This window comes from Janthinobacterium aestuarii (assembly GCF_046113285.1).
In the GTDB taxonomy this organism is placed as follows: domain Bacteria; phylum Pseudomonadota; class Gammaproteobacteria; order Burkholderiales; family Burkholderiaceae_D; genus Janthinobacterium.
On sequence record NZ_CP142524.1, the window covers coordinates 5,039,246 to 5,055,416 of the forward strand.

The window sequence follows — 16,171 nt, forward strand, 5'->3', positions numbered from 1 at the left end:
ACGGGCGGCACCCTCGCAGGCGCCGCCCGTAGCGGATACGGTCATGCCGGGAGCCGCGCTCCCGGCAGTGCGTGGATCAGTCCAGCTTCCAGGCGTAGTCGACCTTGGTCCAGGTTTGCGCAGGGGAACCATCCTTGGTGCCCGGCTTGAACTTGCATGCGGACAGGGCCTTGATGGCGGCCTTGTCCAGGTTCTTGAAGCCGCTGCTCTTCTCGACTTTCGAATCGGCAACGCTGCCATCGGCATTGACCAGGAAGGACATCGACACGGTGCCCTGCTCTTCGTTCATCAACGAGGCTTTCGGATAGTCGGCCTTGCAGTTCTTGGCATCGAACGACGCGGGCACCTCGGCAGCGAAGGCTGCGGAAGAAACCGACACCAGCAAGAATGCTGCAACACTCATCAAACGCTTATTCTCAAACATGTGCTTCCCCATGATTATCAGATACGGTAATTACAACTTCCTGTGCGCTGTTGATCGCGCTTAAAACTCTTCCCACTCGTCATTGCTGGTGCTGCCGGCCCCTGCCGCCTTGCGTGGTGCCGCGGCAGCCACGGGAGCGGCCGCTTCGGTCTTGCGGGTCAGCGATTTCACCGGACGCAATGCGGGCGCCGGCTTGCGCACGGCCGCTGGTGCGGCAGCCACGGGGGCCGGCGCCGGCACAGACGCCGCTGCCGGTTTCTGTTCGCCTTCGACCAGCTTGAAGATGCTGACCACGTGCGCCAGTTCGGCAGCCTGGTCCTGCAGGCTTTGCGCCGCGGCGGCTGCCTGTTCCACCAGGGCGGCATTTTGCTGCGTCATGCCGTCCATCTCGATGATCGACAGGTTGACCTGTTCGATGCCGGCGCTTTGTTCCTGGCTGGCACTGGCGATCTCGCTCATGATGTCCGTCACGCGGCGCACGCTGTCGACCACTTCGCCCATCGTCACGCCAGCCTGGCCGACCAGACGCGTACCGCGTTCCGTCTTCTCGGCCGAATCGTCGATGAGGATCTTGATTTCCTTCGCGGCGCCGGCGGAGCGCTGGGCCAGGTTGCGCACTTCGGACGCCACCACGGCAAAGCCGCGGCCTTGCTCGCCGGCACGTGCCGCTTCCACGGCCGCGTTCAGCGCCAGGATATTCGTCTGGAAGGCGATGCCGTCGATCACGCCGATGATGTCGACAATCTTCTTCGCCGACTCGTTGATCGAGCTCATGGTGTCAACCACTTGCGACACCACGGAGCCGCCCTTCAGGGCCACGTCCGACGCGGTCGCGGCCAGCTTGTTCGCTTCGCGCGCATTGTCCGCATTCTGTTTCACGGTCGAGGTCAGCTCTTCCATCGCGGACGCCGTTTTTTCCAGCGCGCTGGCCTGCATTTCCGTGCGCGACGACAGGTCGATATTGCCGTCGGCAATTTCACGCGAGGCCGTGCCGATGGTTTCCGTGCCGACGCGCACCTGGCCGACGATGCCCACCAGGCTGTTGCGCATTTCCTTCATTTCCGCCAGCAGGCTGGAATTGTCCGATGGCTGGGTGTGGATGCCGATCGACAGGTCGCCATTGGCGATGCTGCCGGCGATCGATGCCGTGTAGTCAGGCTCGCCGCCCAGCTGTTTCAGCAGGCCGCGGGTAATCACCAGTGCCGCCGCCACGCCCATCGCCACGGCCAGTACGCCGAGGATGATCATGAACAGCCGCGCGCTGTCGAAGGCCTTGCGGGCATCCGACTGCATCTGTTCATTGAGCTTGTCTTCCAGGGTGGCCAGCTGCTCCAGCGCTTCCATCCATTTTTTCTGCACCGGGCGGATTTCCTTGATCATCACGCGCGTGGCGCCTTCCGCATCGTTGGCCATCCACAGTGCGGATGCCTTGGCGATGGCCGGCATGGCGGCCGCTTCGTATTCCTTGATCGAGGCGAGCAGGGTTTTTTCTTCGGCAGTCGACTCGACGGCGAATTTCTCTTCGAGCTTCTTCTGCGTTTCCTGATAGGTGCTCGTCTGCGTCTTGATACGCGCCATTTCCGGCTCCATATCGCTCGCGTCGGTCATCAGGGTGAGGATGCGCAGCGAGGTGATGCGGTCGCTGACGTTGCCACGCATATCGATCACCAGGCGGGTGACGACATTGTTGACATTGATCACGTGATCGAGACGTTCCTGGATTTGCGCCATGCGCGCGATGCCGAGGACGGTCACGGCCACCAGCAGAACCAGTACCAGGGCGAAACCCAGGCCCAGGCGGGTACCAACCTTCATTTTTGCTAAATTCATTTCGGCTCTTCGTAAATGAAACTATTGATAAGGATTTTTTGCCCGGCACGACAAGACGAAGGCTGCGGTACACCGGTATCCGCCCTTACCCATTGGTATGCTGGCGGTATCCGGCTGCACGCAGCCTGGGGTACTTCCTGGTCCTTCGCCAGCCCTGAAACAGCCAGTGACTGCGAATGCAAACTTGCTCCACACGCTGAATTTTTGACACTGATGATATGAGATCAACATCAAACATTCATATGAGAAATATTTGTCTATAATCAATTATAGGTGTAAATTTTGCCTCAAAGCAAGCAATAAGTACCTGAATAAATGGCAGATTAACTTTCTTCGGGGAAATGGCAACAACGCCGATTCTTGCCTCTTAGAAATGCCCCATGGCAGTGCGGGCGTGCGCCGAAACGGCGCATTTACAACACATGGCGTAGCCATATTGCATCGTTTTGGAAGAGGTGCTCAGAGGAAGGGGGAGTACGGACAATACCACTGCGTAGAAGCAGCGGTATAGACAAGTTGGCTCAGCTGTCCCAGCTGCAATGCATCACATAGGCGTGGCACTCTGTGCCAAAGACAAAGACGCTCCAGATGGCGCCCAATTGCCCGGTCAGGCTGATCTGGCCAGATGATACCAATTGATACCAGCGCGGCTCGCCGCGCAGCAGTTCGACCAGTTCTCGCTCGAAACCGTCATATAAACGCGCATCGAGCGGCTGGCGGTCCGCCTCGCTCATGGGACGAATACGCTCCAGCAACCACTGGCGCGGCGTGCAGGCGATGCCGCTGCACACCACGCTCTCGAGCGGCTGCAAGGACAAGCCCGTCGGCGCAATCCGCAGCGCGCGGCACAAGGCATCGAGCGATGCCTGCGGCGCGACGGGTCCCAGATACTCGCAAAGAAACAAGCTGCCGTCATCCTTCAAGGCGCTGACGGCCAGCAAGTAGCCTTCGATCACGCGCGCAAGGCCGTGGCAGGCGTCCATTACGCGGGCAGCGACAGGCGCGCCGCCGCTTCCAGCAGCAAACGGGGGTCGCCCGAGGCCAGCTTCTTCGAGTCCGACAGGGTCTGGCGGAAGCCGCGCGCGCCGGGCAGATTTTGCATCAGGCCCAGCATGTGGCGCGTGACGCTGTTCAGTTTCAAGCGCCCCGCTTCTTTTTCCAGCTGCGCGCTAATGTACGGAATCATCGCTTCGAGCACCTGTTCGCGCGTTTTCACGGGCGTGTCGTCGCCGTAGTAGCGCTGGTCGAACTGCGCCATCACGTACGGGTTGTGATACGCCTCGCGGCCCAGCATCACGCCATCGAGGTGCTGCAAATGCAGGTCGATCTCGTCCAGGGTCTTGATGCCGCCGTTGATGATGAACTCGAACTGGGGAAAATCGCGCTTCAGGCGGTAGGCGTAATCGTATTTCAGGGGCGGCACTTCGCGGTTTTCCTTCGGACTCAGGCCTTTCAGGATGGCATTGCGCGCATGCACGATAAACGTCTTGCAGCCGGCGTCCGCCACGGTGCCGACGAAGTCGCGCACGAAGTCGTACGATTCGCTGTCGTCGATGCCGATGCGGTGCTTGACCGTGACGTCGATGTCGACCACGTCGCGCATGGCTTTCACGCAGTCGGCCACCAGTTGCGGTTCGGCCATCAGGCAGGCGCCAAACGCGCCTTTTTGCACGCGCTCGGACGGGCAGCCGCAATTGAGGTTGACCTCGTCGTAGCCCCACTGCTCACCGAGCTTGGCGCTGGTGGCCAGGTCTGTCGGGTCGCTGCCGCCCAACTGCAGCGCCACCGGATGCTCTTCCTCGTTGAAGCGCAGGTGGCGCTCCACGTCGCCGTACACGAGCGCGCCCGTCGTCACCATCTCGGTGTAGAGCCAGGTGTGGCGCGTGATTTCGCGGTGGAACTTGCGGCAATGGCGGTCGGTCCAGTCCATCATGGGGGCGACGGACAGGCGGCGGGAGGGCAGGGAGGACGTAGTCATAGGATCAATAAAAACAGGTCAATACACAACAGCTTCTACAAACAACAAACCCGCTGCGCGCATCACCGGTTAAAGTCATGCGGCGCAGCGGGCCGAAAGCGGCATGGACGTCAATCCATGCTCACGCGGGTATTACGCGTCGCGCGACGCTTTTTTACGCTCGTGCTCTTTCAGGAAGCGCTTGCGCAGACGGATCGATTTCGGGGTGATTTCCACCAGTTCGTCGTCCTCGATGAATTCGACTGCGTATTCCAGCGACATCTGGATAGGCGGCACCAGGCGCACCGCTTCGTCGGTACCCGACGAACGCACGTTGGTCAACTGCTTGCCCTTGATCGGGTTGACGACCAGGTCGTTGTCGCGCGAGTGGATACCGATGACCATGCCTTCGTAGACTGGGTCATTGTGCGACACGAACATGCGGCCGCGGTCTTGCAGTTTCCAGATAGCGTAGGCAACGGCGGCGCCGTCATCTTGCGAGATCAGCACGCCGTTACGACGGCCAGCCATTTCGCCACGGGTGTTGTCGACCGGTGCGTATTCATGGAACACGTGGCTCATCAAGCCGGTACCGCGGGTCAGGGTCATGAATTCGCCCTGGAAGCCGATCAGGCCACGCGCCGGGATCAGGTACTCGAGACGCACGCGGCCCTTGCCATCCGATTCCATGTTTTGCAGGTCGCCGCGACGACGGCCCAGTTCTTCCATGACGCCGCCCTGGTTGGCTTCTTCCACGTCGACCGACAGGTTTTCAAACGGCTCGTGGCGCACGCCATCGACCATCTTGAAGACCACGCGTGGACGCGATACGGCCAGCTCGAAGCCTTCGCGACGCATGTTTTCGATCAGAATCGTCAGGTGCAGCTCGCCGCGGCCCGATACTTCAAAGATCGTGTCGTCGTCGGTCGGCGCTACGCGCAGAGCAACGTTGGCTTTCAATTCTTTTTCCAGACGGTCACGCAGTTGGCGCGAAGTCACGAACTTGCCTTCGCGGCCAGCCAGTGGCGAGTTGTTGACCATGAAGTTCATGGTCAACGTTGGCTCGTCGACGGTCAGCATCGGCAGCGCTTCCGGGGTGTCCAGTGCGCACAGGGTCGAACCGATGCCGATTTCGTCGATACCGTTGATCAGGCAAATGTCGCCGGCAACAGCTTCGTCCACCAGCACGCGCTCCAGGCCCTTGAAGTTCAGCACCTGGTTGATGCGGCCTTTGATTGGCGTGGCGCCTGGGCCATTGATGACCAGCACGTCTTGACCAACTTTCACGGTACCGCGGTTGACGCGGCCAATGCCGATCTTGCCGACGTACGACGAGTAGTCCAGCGAGGTGATCTGCATTTGCAGCGGGCCTTCCGGATTGTCGTCACGTACTGGAACGTGTTCCAGGATGGCGTCGAACATCGGCTTCATGTCGCCGCCGCGCACGTCTTCGGTCAGGCCGGCATAGCCGTTCAGGCCGGAAGCGTAAACGATAGGGAAATCCAGTTGCTCGTCGGTTGCGCCCAGCTTGTCGAACAGTTCGAACGTCTGGTTGATGGCCCAGTCAGGACGTGCGCCTGGACGGTCGATCTTGTTGACGATCACGATAGGCTTCAGACCCAGTGCCAGCGCCTTGCGCGTGACGAAACGGGTTTGCGGCATCGGGCCTTCCTGTGCATCGATCAGCAGCAGAACCGAGTCCACCATCGACAGAACACGTTCCACTTCGCCGCCGAAGTCGGCGTGGCCTGGGGTGTCGACGATATTGATGTGGGTGCCTTCGTACTCAACAGCGCAGTTCTTCGACAGAATCGTAATGCCGCGCTCCTTTTCCAGGTCGTTCGAGTCCATGACTCGGGTGTCGACCGCTTGGTTTTCACGGAAGGTGCCGGACTGGCGCAGCAGCTGATCCACCAGCGTGGTTTTGCCGTGGTCAACGTGGGCGATAATGGCGATATTACGAATTGCGCGTTTTGTATTTGACATGGTCGTAGTAGTTACTGAAAAACTGCGGAGTGCGTACAAGGTGTACGAGATACCCGAATGCTAATCTATTTCCGGAACCGCGTAGTATAGCATGTTGCGTTGCAACGCTATCTAAAAATGCTGGCGGCTCCCGCAGTCGGGGACGGATTGTTTAAAAAAGCGACACTGTTTGAAGAGTGCATGCCGGGGTCAGACCCTCAATCCCGCCAACTCAGAGGCTTGCGCCAACGGTCGAGGGGGTCTGACCCCAGCTTTTATTGATGTGCCGTGGCAATGAGCCGTTCGGGCGCCAGGATGCTGTACTCCTGCAACTGGCCCGTGCCCAACAGCTTGCTGTCGTGATACACGCGCACCCTGCCCGGCTCGTTTGGTACGGCAACGTCTTCCTTGCCCAGCGCGATGCGCTGGCCATGCAGGAAACGCTTGGCCAATTCTTCCGTCAGCTGCACGGCGGGGAAACTCGACAATAATGCATCGACGGGCGCCAGCAGACTCAGCGGCGCGGCATGCGCCGTCAGCTCATCGAGGGTCACGACGCCGTCCAAAGTCAGATTGCCCACCTGCGTGCGGCGCAAGGCGTTCAGATGGCCGCCGCAACCGAGGGCATGGCCGATGTCTTCGCCCAGCACGCGGATATACGTGCCCTTGCTGCACATCACGGACAATTTCAGGAACGGGGCTTCGTAGCCGAGGAACTCGAGCTTGTGGATGGTCACCGGGCGCGCTTCGCGCTCCAGGGTGATGCCTGCCCTTGCATACTCATATAGGGGCTTGCCGTCCCTTTTCAAGGCCGAGTACATGGGCGGCGTCTGCAGGATAGGCCCGCGGAACCGCGCCAGCACGGCTTCGATCTGCTCTTGCGTGACGTTGACGTCGCGCGTTTCCAGCACTTCGCCTTCCGTGTCACCCGTATCCGTCGTCTGCCCCAGGTGCACCAGGGTTTCGTAGGTCTTGTCGGCTTCCAGCAAGTCCTGCGAGAACTTGGTCGCCTCGCCAAAGCACAGCGGCAGCAAGCCCGTGGCGAACGGATCCAGGGTGCCCGTATGGCCCGCTTTTTTCGCGTTCAGCACGCGCTTGGCCTTGATCAGGGCATCGTTGCTGGACCAGCCCACGGGCTTATCGAGCAGCAAGACGCCATCGACCAGGTCGCGCACCCGCTTGATGCCCGGTGGTTTCTTCGGACCCGCCACTGTTATTGCTCGTCCGCTTCTGGTTTGACATCCGGCTCGGCGTCGGCCGCGCGCGTGGCATTGGCCTTGTCGATCAGGAGCGACATTTCCATGCCGCGCGAGGTCGAGCTGTCGTGCACGAAATGCAGCATCGGCAGGGTGTGGATGTGCAGGCGCTTGCCCAGCAAGCCACGGATGAAGCCCGAGGCGGCCATCAGGCCTTCGGTGGTGTTCTTGATGGCTTCCTTGCTGTCTTTCAACATCGTGAAAAACACCTTGGCGTGCGCGTAATCGGGCGTGATCTGCACTTCGGTGATGGTGATCATCGTGCCCACGCGCGGGTCTTTCAATTCGTAGGCGACGATCTCAGCCAGATCGCGCTGGATCTGGTCGGCCACGCGCAAGCCGCGCGCTGGCATGGTTTTGCTATGTTTAGCCATGATTTTATGCTGTCCTAAGTGCCGCAGGGCGCATGGGTCAAACGGTTGCCCGTTGACCAATGCGCCCCACGTGTTTGCGCGGACAACGGTATGTCCGCGCGGTTTTCATTGCTGCTGCGATTACAGGGTACGAGCGATTTCCTGGACTTCGAATACTTCCAGCGTGTCGCCAACCTGAATGTCGTTGTAGTTCTTCAGCGACAGGCCGCACTCCAGACCGGCGCGAACTTCTTTCGCATCGTCCTTGAAGCGTTTCAGGGAGTCGATCTCGCCGCTCCACACCACGATGTTGTTGCGCAACAGGCGGACGGAAGAAGCACGCTTGACCACGCCATCGGTGACCAGGCAACCGGCAATCGCGCCGACCTTCGAGACCAGGATAACCTGGCGGATCTCGACTTGGCCGATGACGGTTTCGCGTTTCTCTGGTGCCAACATGCCCGACAACGCCGATTTGATCTCGTCGATCGCATCGTAAATGATGTTGTAGTAGCGAATGTCCACGCCATTCGACTCGGCCAGCTTGCGTGCCTGGGCATCAGCACGGGCGTTAAAGCCGATGATGACCGCTTTCGAGGCGACTGCCAGGTTGACGTCCGATTCCGTGATGCCGCCGACGGCCGCGTGAACCACTTGTACGCGCACTTCGGAGGTCGACAGTTTCTGCAGCGAACCGACCAGCGCTTCTTGCGAACCTTGCACGTCGGTTTTGATGATCAACGGCAAGTTTTTCACTTCGCCTTCGGCCATCTGGTCGAACATGTTTTCCAGTTTCGCAGCTTGCTGTTTCGCCAGTTTCACGTCGCGGAACTTACCTTGACGGAACAGACCGATTTCGCGCGCCTTGCGCTCGTCAGCCATGACGACGACTTCTTCACCGGCAACCGGCACTTCCGTCAGACCCTGGATTTCGACCGGAATCGAAGGACCCGCTTCAGCGATGGACTTGCCGTTCTCGTCCAGCATGGCGCGAACGCGGCCATACGAAGAGCCCGCCAGAATCACGTCGCCGCGCTTCAGGGTACCGGACTGCACCAGGATCGTCGCGACAGGACCACGGCCCTTGTCCAGACGCGCCTCGACTACCAGGCCGCGCGCAGGCGCATCGACCGGTGCCGTCAGTTCCAGCACTTCGGCTTGCAACAGCACTTGTTCCAGCAGATCGTCGATACCCTGGCCCGTTTTGGCCGACACCGGCACGAATGGCGATTCGCCACCGTATTCTTCCGGCACGACTTGTTCGGCGACCAGTTCCTGCGTCACGCGGTCCACGTTGCCGCCTGGTTTGTCGACCTTGTTGATCGCCACCACCAGCGGTACGCCGGCTGCTTTCGCATGGGCAATCGCTTCTTTCGTTTGCGGCATCACGCCATCGTCGGCGGCAACCACCAGAATGACGATGTCGGTTGCCTTGGCGCCACGGGCACGCATGGCGGTAAACGCTTCGTGGCCCGGGGTGTCGAGGAAGGTGATCATGCCGCGTGGCGTATCGACGTGGTAAGCGCCGATATGCTGCGTAATGCCGCCCGCTTCGCCGGAAGCCACCTTGGCGCGACGGATGTAATCGAGCAGCGAGGTCTTGCCGTGGTCGACGTGACCCATGACGGTGACCACCGGTGCGCGTGGCTTGGTTTCGAAGTGCGCGTGTTCGCCCACGTCGGCCAGCAGCGCTTCCGGATCGTCCAGTTCGGCGGCGAACGCCTTGTGGCCCATTTCTTCCACCAGAATCATGGCGGTTTCCTGGTCCAGCACCTGGTTGATCGTGCACATCTGGCCCAATTTCATCAAATGCTTGATGACTTCGGATGCCTTGACGGACATTTTGTGCGCCAGTTCGGCCACGGTGATCGTTTCCGGTACGTGCACGTCCTTGACGACGGCTTCCGTCGGTGCCTGGAAGTTCGATTCACGGTCGTCATGGTGCGTCGGGCGACGGCCCTTCGCGCCACCGCGCCAGCTGTCACGGCCGCCTGGGCCGCTGTTGCCGCGTGGCTTGGGACCACCGGTGGTGCCGCGTTTTTTCGCGTCATCGGACCAGGTGGACGACACATTGGCCGACTTGATGGATTTCTTGTCTGCAACAGCAGGCTTCTTGTCGCCCGGCTTGTCGCCAGGTTTCTTGTCAGCAGGCTTGTGCAGGGTGCCTTCCGGCGCCTTCGGCTTGACGGGAACCGGTACGGGTTCCGGTGCCTTGATGGCGCGGCGTGGCGCGTTCATCATGGCCTTGATCTGGGCAACTTCGTCGGCAACAGCCTTGCGTGCACGCTCGGTGGCTTCCGCTTTGTCAGCGGCTTCCTTGGCGGCAACAGCAGCGGCGGCGGCTTTCTTTTTCGCTTCTTCAGCGGCAGCGGCTTTTTTCGCTTCGGCGGCGGCGTCGTCAACGACAGGCGCAGCGGCGCTGGCGGCAGGCGCGGCGGCAGCTTTGGCTGCCGCTTTCTTCGCTTCCGCTTCCGCTTCTTTCTTCGCAGCCAATTCAGCCTGTTGCGTGGCTTTCGCCTGGGCTTCTTTTTCCGCGTCGAGCTTGGCCAGACGTTCTTGTTTTTCGCGCAGATCGGCTTCCTGGCGGGCGATCAGTTCAGCCTGTTTACGGGCTTCTTCTTCACGGCGCGCCACGTCGGCGGGATCGATCACCGGTGCGGCAGGCGCGGCCGGTTCTGCCGCGACCGGCGCAGCTTCGTCACGCTGGACGAAAGTGCGTTTCTTGCGCACTTCAACCTGGATCGTGCGCGATTTGCCGGTGGCGTCTGCTTGCTTGATCTCAGTCGTTTCCTTGCGGGTCACGGTGATTTTTTTCTTTTCTGTGTCAGCCGCTGCGCCGTGTGTGCGGCGCAGATGATCCAAAAGCTTGTCCTTATCATCTTTCGACAATGGATCTGACGTCGAACTTTTCTCGACGCCGGCAGAACGCAGCTGCGTCAGCAGCAAATCTGCAGGCATCTTCAGTTCGGTGGCAAATTGGGCTACGTTGTTACTCGCCATTCAGTCCTCTTTTCTATGTGTCGCGGAGATGATAAAGATACTCAAATTAAGCCTTTGCGGATTCGGCCAGACTCCATGCCTTGGCTTGCAACGCCTTGGCACGATCGTCGTATTTCGAGTCAACCAACTTCATCTCATCGTCGGTCACATCTTTAAATTCACTTGTAATCAGTTCACGCGCACGGTCCGCAGACAAGGCCAGGATTGCGCCAAATTCGTCGTATGCCAGTGCTGCAAATGCTTCTACGGTCTTGATACCAGCCAGACCCAGCTTGCCGGCGGTGATGCGATCCATGCCTTCCAGATTCACCAACGCCTCGTCCATGCCTTCCAGACCCTCTTCCGAAGCGATCGCTTCGGTCACGAGCGCATCACGCGCACGGGTACGGAGTTCATTGACGGTATCTTCGTCAAACGATTCGATTTCCAGCATTTCGGAAATTGGCACGTAAGCGATTTCTTCCAGACTGGCGAAACCTTCTTCCACCAGAATATCGGCCACTTCCTGGTCGACATCGAGCTTTTCCATGAACAGGATGCGCACGGCAGCCGTTTCCTGGGCAGCTTTGTCAGCCGATTCTTCGGCCGTCATGATGTTGATCTTCCAGCCGGTCAGGTCCGAGGCCAGGCGCACGTTCTGGCCGGAACGGCCGATCGCGATTGCCAGGTTTTCTTCGTCCACGACGACATCCATCGCGTGTTTTTCTTCATCGACCATGATCGACGACACGTTCGCCGGCGCCAGGGCGCCGATGACGAACTGCGCCGGATCTTCCGACCACAGCACGATGTCGACGCGTTCGCCGCCCAACTCGCCGGTCACGGCCTGCACGCGCGAACCGCGCATGCCGACGCAAGTACCGATCGGGTCGATGCGCTTGTCGGCCGTGTAGACGGCGATCTTGGCGCGCACGCCGGCATCGCGGGCTGCGGATTTAATTTCCAGCATGCCTTGCTCGATTTCCGGCACTTCCAGCTCGAACAGCTTCATGATGAATTCCGGCGCGGTGCGCGACAGGATCACTTGCGGGCCGCGCATATTGCGGTCGATGCGCAAGATGTATGCACGCACGCGGTCGCCGATACGCAGATTCTCTTTCGGGATCATCTGGTCGCGTGGCAGACGTGCTTCGATCTTGCCCGATTCGACGATGGCGTCGCCGCGCTCCATGCGCTTGATGGTGCCGGTGACGAGCGAATCGCCGCGTTCCAGGAAGTCGACCAGGATCTGTTCGCGTTCGGCGTCACGCACGCGCTGCAGGACCACCTGTTTGGTATCCTGGGCGAAACGGCGGCCGAATTCAACGGATTCGATCGGTTCTTCGATATGGTCATCGACTTCGATATCGGGAATCTGTTCTTTTGCCTCGAAATGCAGGATCTCCTGATCCGGCAATTGCAGGCCCGCTTCATCGGGCACGACGTGCCAGCGGCGGAACGATTCGAATTCGCCCGTTTCGCGGTCGATCGAAACGCGGATGTCTACTTCACCCTCATACCGTTTCTTCGTGGCTTGCGCCAACGCGAATTCGAGGGCGCCGAAGACGACATCTTTATCGACGTTTTTTTCGCGCGCCAGCGCGTCAACCAATAATAAAACTTCGCGGCTCATGCTTTGCGTCCCTTAAAAACCACCTGCGGCACCAAGCGTGCCTTATCCACATCGGCGAGCGTAAACTCCAACATCGCCGGACCATCCTTACCTTCAAATTCCAACGACAATTTATCGCCCACGGGTTCTTGCAAGATCCCCTGGAACGATTTCCGGTTGTTCGTACCCGGCATCGCCACCATCAGCTTGACGATGATTTCCTGGCCTGCGAAACGGACAAAGTCTTCCAGCTTGCGCACCGGACGATCGAGACCCGGGGAAGAAATCTCGAGACGCTCGTAAGGAACGTTCTCTACCGTCAACACATGCGATAACTGGTGACTGACCGTGGCACAGTCTTCGACCGTGATCGGACCTTTTTCAGCGGCATCGGCGGCGCTGAAATCAATAAAGACGCGCAGCAGCCCGCGCTCGGCACGTTCGACATCAACGAGCTCATAGCCCAGACCTGTAACTGTCTTTTCAATTAATCCCAACTGCTGCAAGAAATTCTCCAGAAATAAGGCCCGTTTTCGGCATGACAGCGCCGCAATAAGCGCCGACAACATGCAAAAACACGCATTCAAGTCATATATGGCCCCTTGCGGAGCCATTACAAACGGTTCAACAAAAAAAAAATGGGCATCTGCCCATCTTCTTGTATTTTCCCAACCAGATGAAAGCACTCCCCACCAAACAACCCTGCGGAGAACTTTTATTAGGCTGCAGATTATAACCTCTTATTAACTTCGCCGCAATGCCGCACACGAGGAGCGGCCCGGCTTACAACAGTTACAAGAGCGCGCGCCCGCGGCAGATCAGCGGGCGCGCAAGAAGAAACTCTTCCCGATTAACCTTTGCTGCGGCGGCGCGGCATGCCATCCATGCCGCCGCGATCCATGCCGCCGCGCGGCTGGCCGCCGGAACGTGCTTGCCCACCGGCACCACCGCCGGCATTGCGGCGCGGACCCGTGTTGGCGAAGCCGAAGGCCGTTTGCAGCGGATCGGGCTGGCGCGGACCGCGCTGCGGCGCGCGGCCTTCGCCACCCGGACGGCCTTGACCCTGGCCTGCCGTACGCGGCGGACGGCCCTGGCCTTGGCCTTGCGCGCCTTCGAACGATGCCGACGAGCGGGGCTGACCCCCCTGGAACGGACCTTGCGGCTGGCCGCGGCCCGGACCACGCGCTTCGCCTGGACGGCCGGCGCCGCCCGGGCGGCCCTGGCCTTGCGGACGGGCAAACTGGCCTTGCGGCTGGCCACGGCGCGGCGCGACAGGGAACGGATCGGCGTTGCGGTTGCTCACATCGATGCGGTTGCCATTCGGCTCGTCATCGCGGCTGGCCTTGCGCGCTTCGCGGCCCTTGGCGGCGCCAGCGGCACGGGGGTCGCCCGATGCCGGCATTTTCTTTTCGATGCCGTAGGCGGTCAGCAGGTCGCGCACGGTGTTTTCATCCATCTCTTCCCAGCGGCCGCGTTTCAGGCCGCTCGGCAGGGTCATGGCGCCGTAGCGGGTACGGATCAGGCGCGAAACGGTCAGGCCGATGGCTTCGAACATGCGGCGCACTTCGCGGTTACGGCCTTCGCCGATCACCACGCGGTACCACTTGTTGATGCCTTCGCCGCCGCCATCGGCGATCTTCGAGAACTGCGCCAGGCCGTCTTCCAGCTCGACGCCGGCCAGCAGCTTCTGGCGCATGCCCTCTTCCAGCTCGCCCAGGGTACGCACGGCGTACTCGCGGTCGATGCCGTAGCGCGGGTGCATCAGGCGGTTGGCCAGGTCACCGGACGTGGTAAACAACAGCAAGCCTTCCGTGTTGAAGTCGAGGCGGCCAACGGCCAGCCACTTGCCCGCCTTCATGGTCGGCAGGCGGTCGAAGACGGATGGACGGCCGTCCGGGTCGTTGTGGCTGACGATTTCGCCGGCCGGCTTGTGGTAGACCAGCACGCGCGGCGGCTTCTTGCTGACGCGGCGCTGGATCAACTTGCCGTTGATGCGCACATGATCGCTCGGCAAGATGCGCTGGCCGATGTGGGCCGGCTCGCCATTCACGGACACGCGGCCCGAAATGATCAGATCTTCCATGTCGCGGCGCGAACCGAGACCGGCTTCGGCCAGTACCTTGTGCAGCTTCGGCGCATCGTCGTCGGACGTCAGGTCGCGGCGCACGGCCGCTTTCTGTACACGGCCCGTGCCGCCTTCTTCACTGTCGAAGGCGTCGGAAGTAACGAACGAGAAGACGGCATCAGCGTCGCTGAGCTTGCCTGGCGCAGCCTGGCGGCCCTTGCCCTTTTTACGGCTCTTGCCGGCATTCTTGCCGGCACCCGGCACGTCGTTGCGGGGACCGCGCGGCAGGCGCGGGCCGGACACGAGGTTGCCTTCGGCATCGAACACGTCGGCGACAGGCGCGGCAGCTTGCTCTGCGGCAGGCGCTGCGGCAACGGCATCGGCTGCCTGCGGCGCTTCGGCGCGCGGCGGCTGGCGCAACGCGCGCTCCGCCTGCACGCCGCGCATCTGGCGCGGACCGCGGGTCGGGCGTGCTTCGGCCGGCTTGTCGACGACGGCTTCCGGCGCCGTTTCAGCGACGGCGGCAGCGGCCTTGGCGGCGGCGCGGGCGCGCGGCGGACGCGGCGCAGGTGCAGCGACGGCTTCGGCAGCCGCTTCAGCGGCGTCAGCCACGGCCTTCAGGGCCGGCTTGGCGCGGGTTTTCTTGGCGGCGGGCGCAGCGTCGGCGGCGACAGCTTCAGCGACGGGCGCATCGGCGGCCACGTCGGCTTTCGTGCGGCGCTTCGGCTTGGCGGCGACAGCGTCGCCAGCCGTGCCGGCAGCAGCCGCGTCAGCTTCGATCTGGGCCTTGGTGCGGCGCTTGGGCTTGGCAACGATGGCTTCGTCGCTGGCGGTTACTGTCTCGGGTGTGTTCGGATTATTCATTCTTCGTTTCTTGGCTGTGCTGACCTGGCGCAGCGTCAACCGTTAGTTCTGGCGCAGGGTCGTGAGTGTAGGCTTCGTCCATGGGCGAAGCATCGGGGCCGGCATCAAGGCTTGCTGTCACATCTACATCTGTCACAGCCGTATTGCTACCTGCACCAAGCTGGGGGACAAGCTCATTGCTTGCCTTGTCAAAATTCTCTTGCAGGGCCGCTTCCAGGGCTTCAAGCCCGTTGCCCTGCATCTCGCTGATTTGCTGCAAAGGCGGCAGCTGGGACAGCGATTGCAAACCCAGATCATCCAAAAACTGCTTGGTGGTGGCCAGCAAGGCCGGCCGTCCCACCACGTCGCGGTAGCCGATGGCATCGACCCAGCCACGGTCTTCCAGCATCTTGATCGTCTGCGAATTGACGGCAACGCCGCGAATTTCCTCGATATCGCCGCGCGTCACCGGCTGGCGGTATGCGATGATGGCCAGGGTTTCCAGGGTCGCCCGCGAATACTTGGGCGGCCGCTCGGGCGTCAACCGGTCGAGATACATCTTCATTTCCGGGCGACTTTGAAAGCGCCAGCCCGAAGCCAGACTGACGATCTCGATGCCGCGCCCTTCCCACTCGTCGCGCAACTCTTCCAGCAATTGCTTGATCGTGTCGGCGCCAACGCCGACACCGCGCACACGACCATTCTCGTCCGCATCGACGAACAGCTTTTTCAGGCTGTGGATCGTCAGCGATTCACGAGCGCACAGCAACGCGGTTTCGAGGACTTTTTTAGCCTCAATTGTATTCATAGCAATTCTGTGCGGATGTGTGTTGCAATTCGTATGCAGAGAAAGAAATCAAAAACGTTCATTTCAACGTAACAGATGG

The 16,171-nt window shown here is 60.8% G+C and carries 12 protein-coding genes; all 12 read right to left on the minus strand.

The window, feature by feature from the left end:
- Positions 1–76: 76 nt before the first annotated feature.
- The 12 genes from OX462_RS22720 to scpB all read right to left on the minus strand — a co-directional run bounded on the left by OX462_RS22720 (position 77) and on the right by scpB (position 16,092).
- Positions 77–424: an energy transducer TonB gene (locus OX462_RS22720; protein WP_070311571.1), complete on the minus strand. Its 348-nt coding sequence runs from the start codon at positions 422–424 to the stop codon at positions 77–79.
- A 60-nt stretch (positions 425–484) separates the two neighbouring features.
- The gene (locus tag OX462_RS22725) at positions 485–2,239 is read right to left on the minus strand and encodes a methyl-accepting chemotaxis protein (protein WP_070311563.1); all 1,755 of its coding nucleotides are present in this window, start codon (positions 2,237–2,239) and stop codon (positions 485–487) included.
- A gap of 536 nt (positions 2,240–2,775) precedes the next feature.
- Positions 2,776–3,237, minus strand: coding sequence for a hypothetical protein (locus OX462_RS22730; RefSeq protein ID WP_409027122.1), 462 nt, complete (start codon positions 3,235–3,237; stop codon positions 2,776–2,778).
- Positions 3,237–4,232 carry a tRNA dihydrouridine(20/20a) synthase DusA gene (dusA, locus tag OX462_RS22735; RefSeq protein WP_409027123.1) on the minus strand — a complete coding sequence of 332 codons (996 nt, stop codon included), beginning with the start codon at positions 4,230–4,232 and terminating at the stop codon, positions 3,237–3,239. The genes OX462_RS22730 and dusA overlap by 1 nt, the downstream gene beginning before the upstream one ends.
- 132 nt (positions 4,233–4,364) lie before the next feature.
- On the minus strand, positions 4,365–6,197 hold the full coding sequence (gene typA, locus OX462_RS22740) for a translational GTPase TypA (RefSeq protein WP_070223676.1): 1,833 nt from the start codon (positions 6,195–6,197) through the stop codon (positions 4,365–4,367).
- A gap of 254 nt (positions 6,198–6,451) precedes the next feature.
- Positions 6,452–7,387 carry a tRNA pseudouridine(55) synthase TruB gene (gene truB, locus OX462_RS22745; RefSeq protein WP_409027124.1) on the minus strand — a complete coding sequence of 312 codons (936 nt, stop codon included), beginning with the start codon at positions 7,385–7,387 and terminating at the stop codon, positions 6,452–6,454.
- 2 nt (positions 7,388–7,389) lie between these two features.
- Positions 7,390–7,806, minus strand: a complete 417-nt coding sequence (gene rbfA, locus OX462_RS22750; protein WP_035825200.1) for a 30S ribosome-binding factor RbfA — start codon at positions 7,804–7,806, stop codon at positions 7,390–7,392.
- A gap of 120 nt (positions 7,807–7,926) precedes the next feature.
- The gene (infB, locus tag OX462_RS22755) at positions 7,927–10,785 is read right to left on the minus strand and encodes a translation initiation factor IF-2 (RefSeq protein ID WP_070291157.1); all 2,859 of its coding nucleotides are present in this window, start codon (positions 10,783–10,785) and stop codon (positions 7,927–7,929) included.
- 46 nt (positions 10,786–10,831) lie between these two features.
- Positions 10,832–12,397 (minus strand): transcription termination factor NusA, encoded by a 1,566-nt coding sequence (gene nusA, locus OX462_RS22760; RefSeq protein ID WP_070222358.1) that lies wholly within the window; start codon positions 12,395–12,397, stop codon positions 10,832–10,834.
- Positions 12,394–12,882, minus strand: a complete 489-nt coding sequence (gene rimP, locus OX462_RS22765) for a ribosome maturation factor RimP (RefSeq protein WP_035828693.1) — start codon at positions 12,880–12,882, stop codon at positions 12,394–12,396. The genes nusA and rimP overlap by 4 nt, the downstream gene beginning before the upstream one ends.
- 344 nt (positions 12,883–13,226) lie before the next feature.
- A complete protein-coding gene (gene rluB, locus OX462_RS22770) occupies positions 13,227–15,305 on the minus strand; it encodes a 23S rRNA pseudouridine(2605) synthase RluB (protein WP_409027125.1) in 2,079 nt (692 codons plus the stop codon).
- Positions 15,298–16,092 (minus strand): SMC-Scp complex subunit ScpB, encoded by a 795-nt coding sequence (gene scpB / locus OX462_RS22775; RefSeq protein ID WP_070219235.1) that lies wholly within the window; start codon positions 16,090–16,092, stop codon positions 15,298–15,300. The genes rluB and scpB overlap by 8 nt, the downstream gene beginning before the upstream one ends.
- Between the last annotated feature and the right edge of the window lie 79 nt (positions 16,093–16,171).

What these genes read in the sequence shown, in the direction of transcription:
- OX462_RS22720 (WP_070311571.1), bottom strand. Translation starts at nt 424, where the DNA reads ATGTTTGAGAATAAGCGTTTGATGAGTGTTGCAGCATTCTTGCTGGTG.
- OX462_RS22725 (WP_070311563.1), bottom strand. Translation starts at nt 2,239, where the DNA reads ATGAAGGTTGGTACCCGCCTGGGCCTGGGTTTCGCCCTGGTACTGGTT.
- OX462_RS22730 (WP_409027122.1), bottom strand. Translation starts at nt 3,237, where the DNA reads ATGGACGCCTGCCACGGCCTTGCGCGCGTGATCGAAGGCTACTTGCTG.
- dusA (WP_409027123.1), bottom strand. Translation starts at nt 4,232, where the DNA reads ATGACTACGTCCTCCCTGCCCTCCCGCCGCCTGTCCGTCGCCCCCATG.
- typA (WP_070223676.1), bottom strand. Translation starts at nt 6,197, where the DNA reads ATGTCAAATACAAAACGCGCAATTCGTAATATCGCCATTATCGCCCAC.
- rbfA (WP_035825200.1), bottom strand. Translation starts at nt 7,806, where the DNA reads ATGGCTAAACATAGCAAAACCATGCCAGCGCGCGGCTTGCGCGTGGCC.
- infB (WP_070291157.1), bottom strand. Translation starts at nt 10,785, where the DNA reads ATGGCGAGTAACAACGTAGCCCAATTTGCCACCGAACTGAAGATGCCT.
- nusA (WP_070222358.1), bottom strand. Translation starts at nt 12,397, where the DNA reads ATGAGCCGCGAAGTTTTATTATTGGTTGACGCGCTGGCGCGCGAAAAA.
- rluB (WP_409027125.1), bottom strand. Translation starts at nt 15,305, where the DNA reads ATGAATAATCCGAACACACCCGAGACAGTAACCGCCAGCGACGAAGCC.
- scpB (WP_070219235.1), bottom strand. Translation starts at nt 16,092, where the DNA reads ATGAATACAATTGAGGCTAAAAAAGTCCTCGAAACCGCGTTGCTGTGC.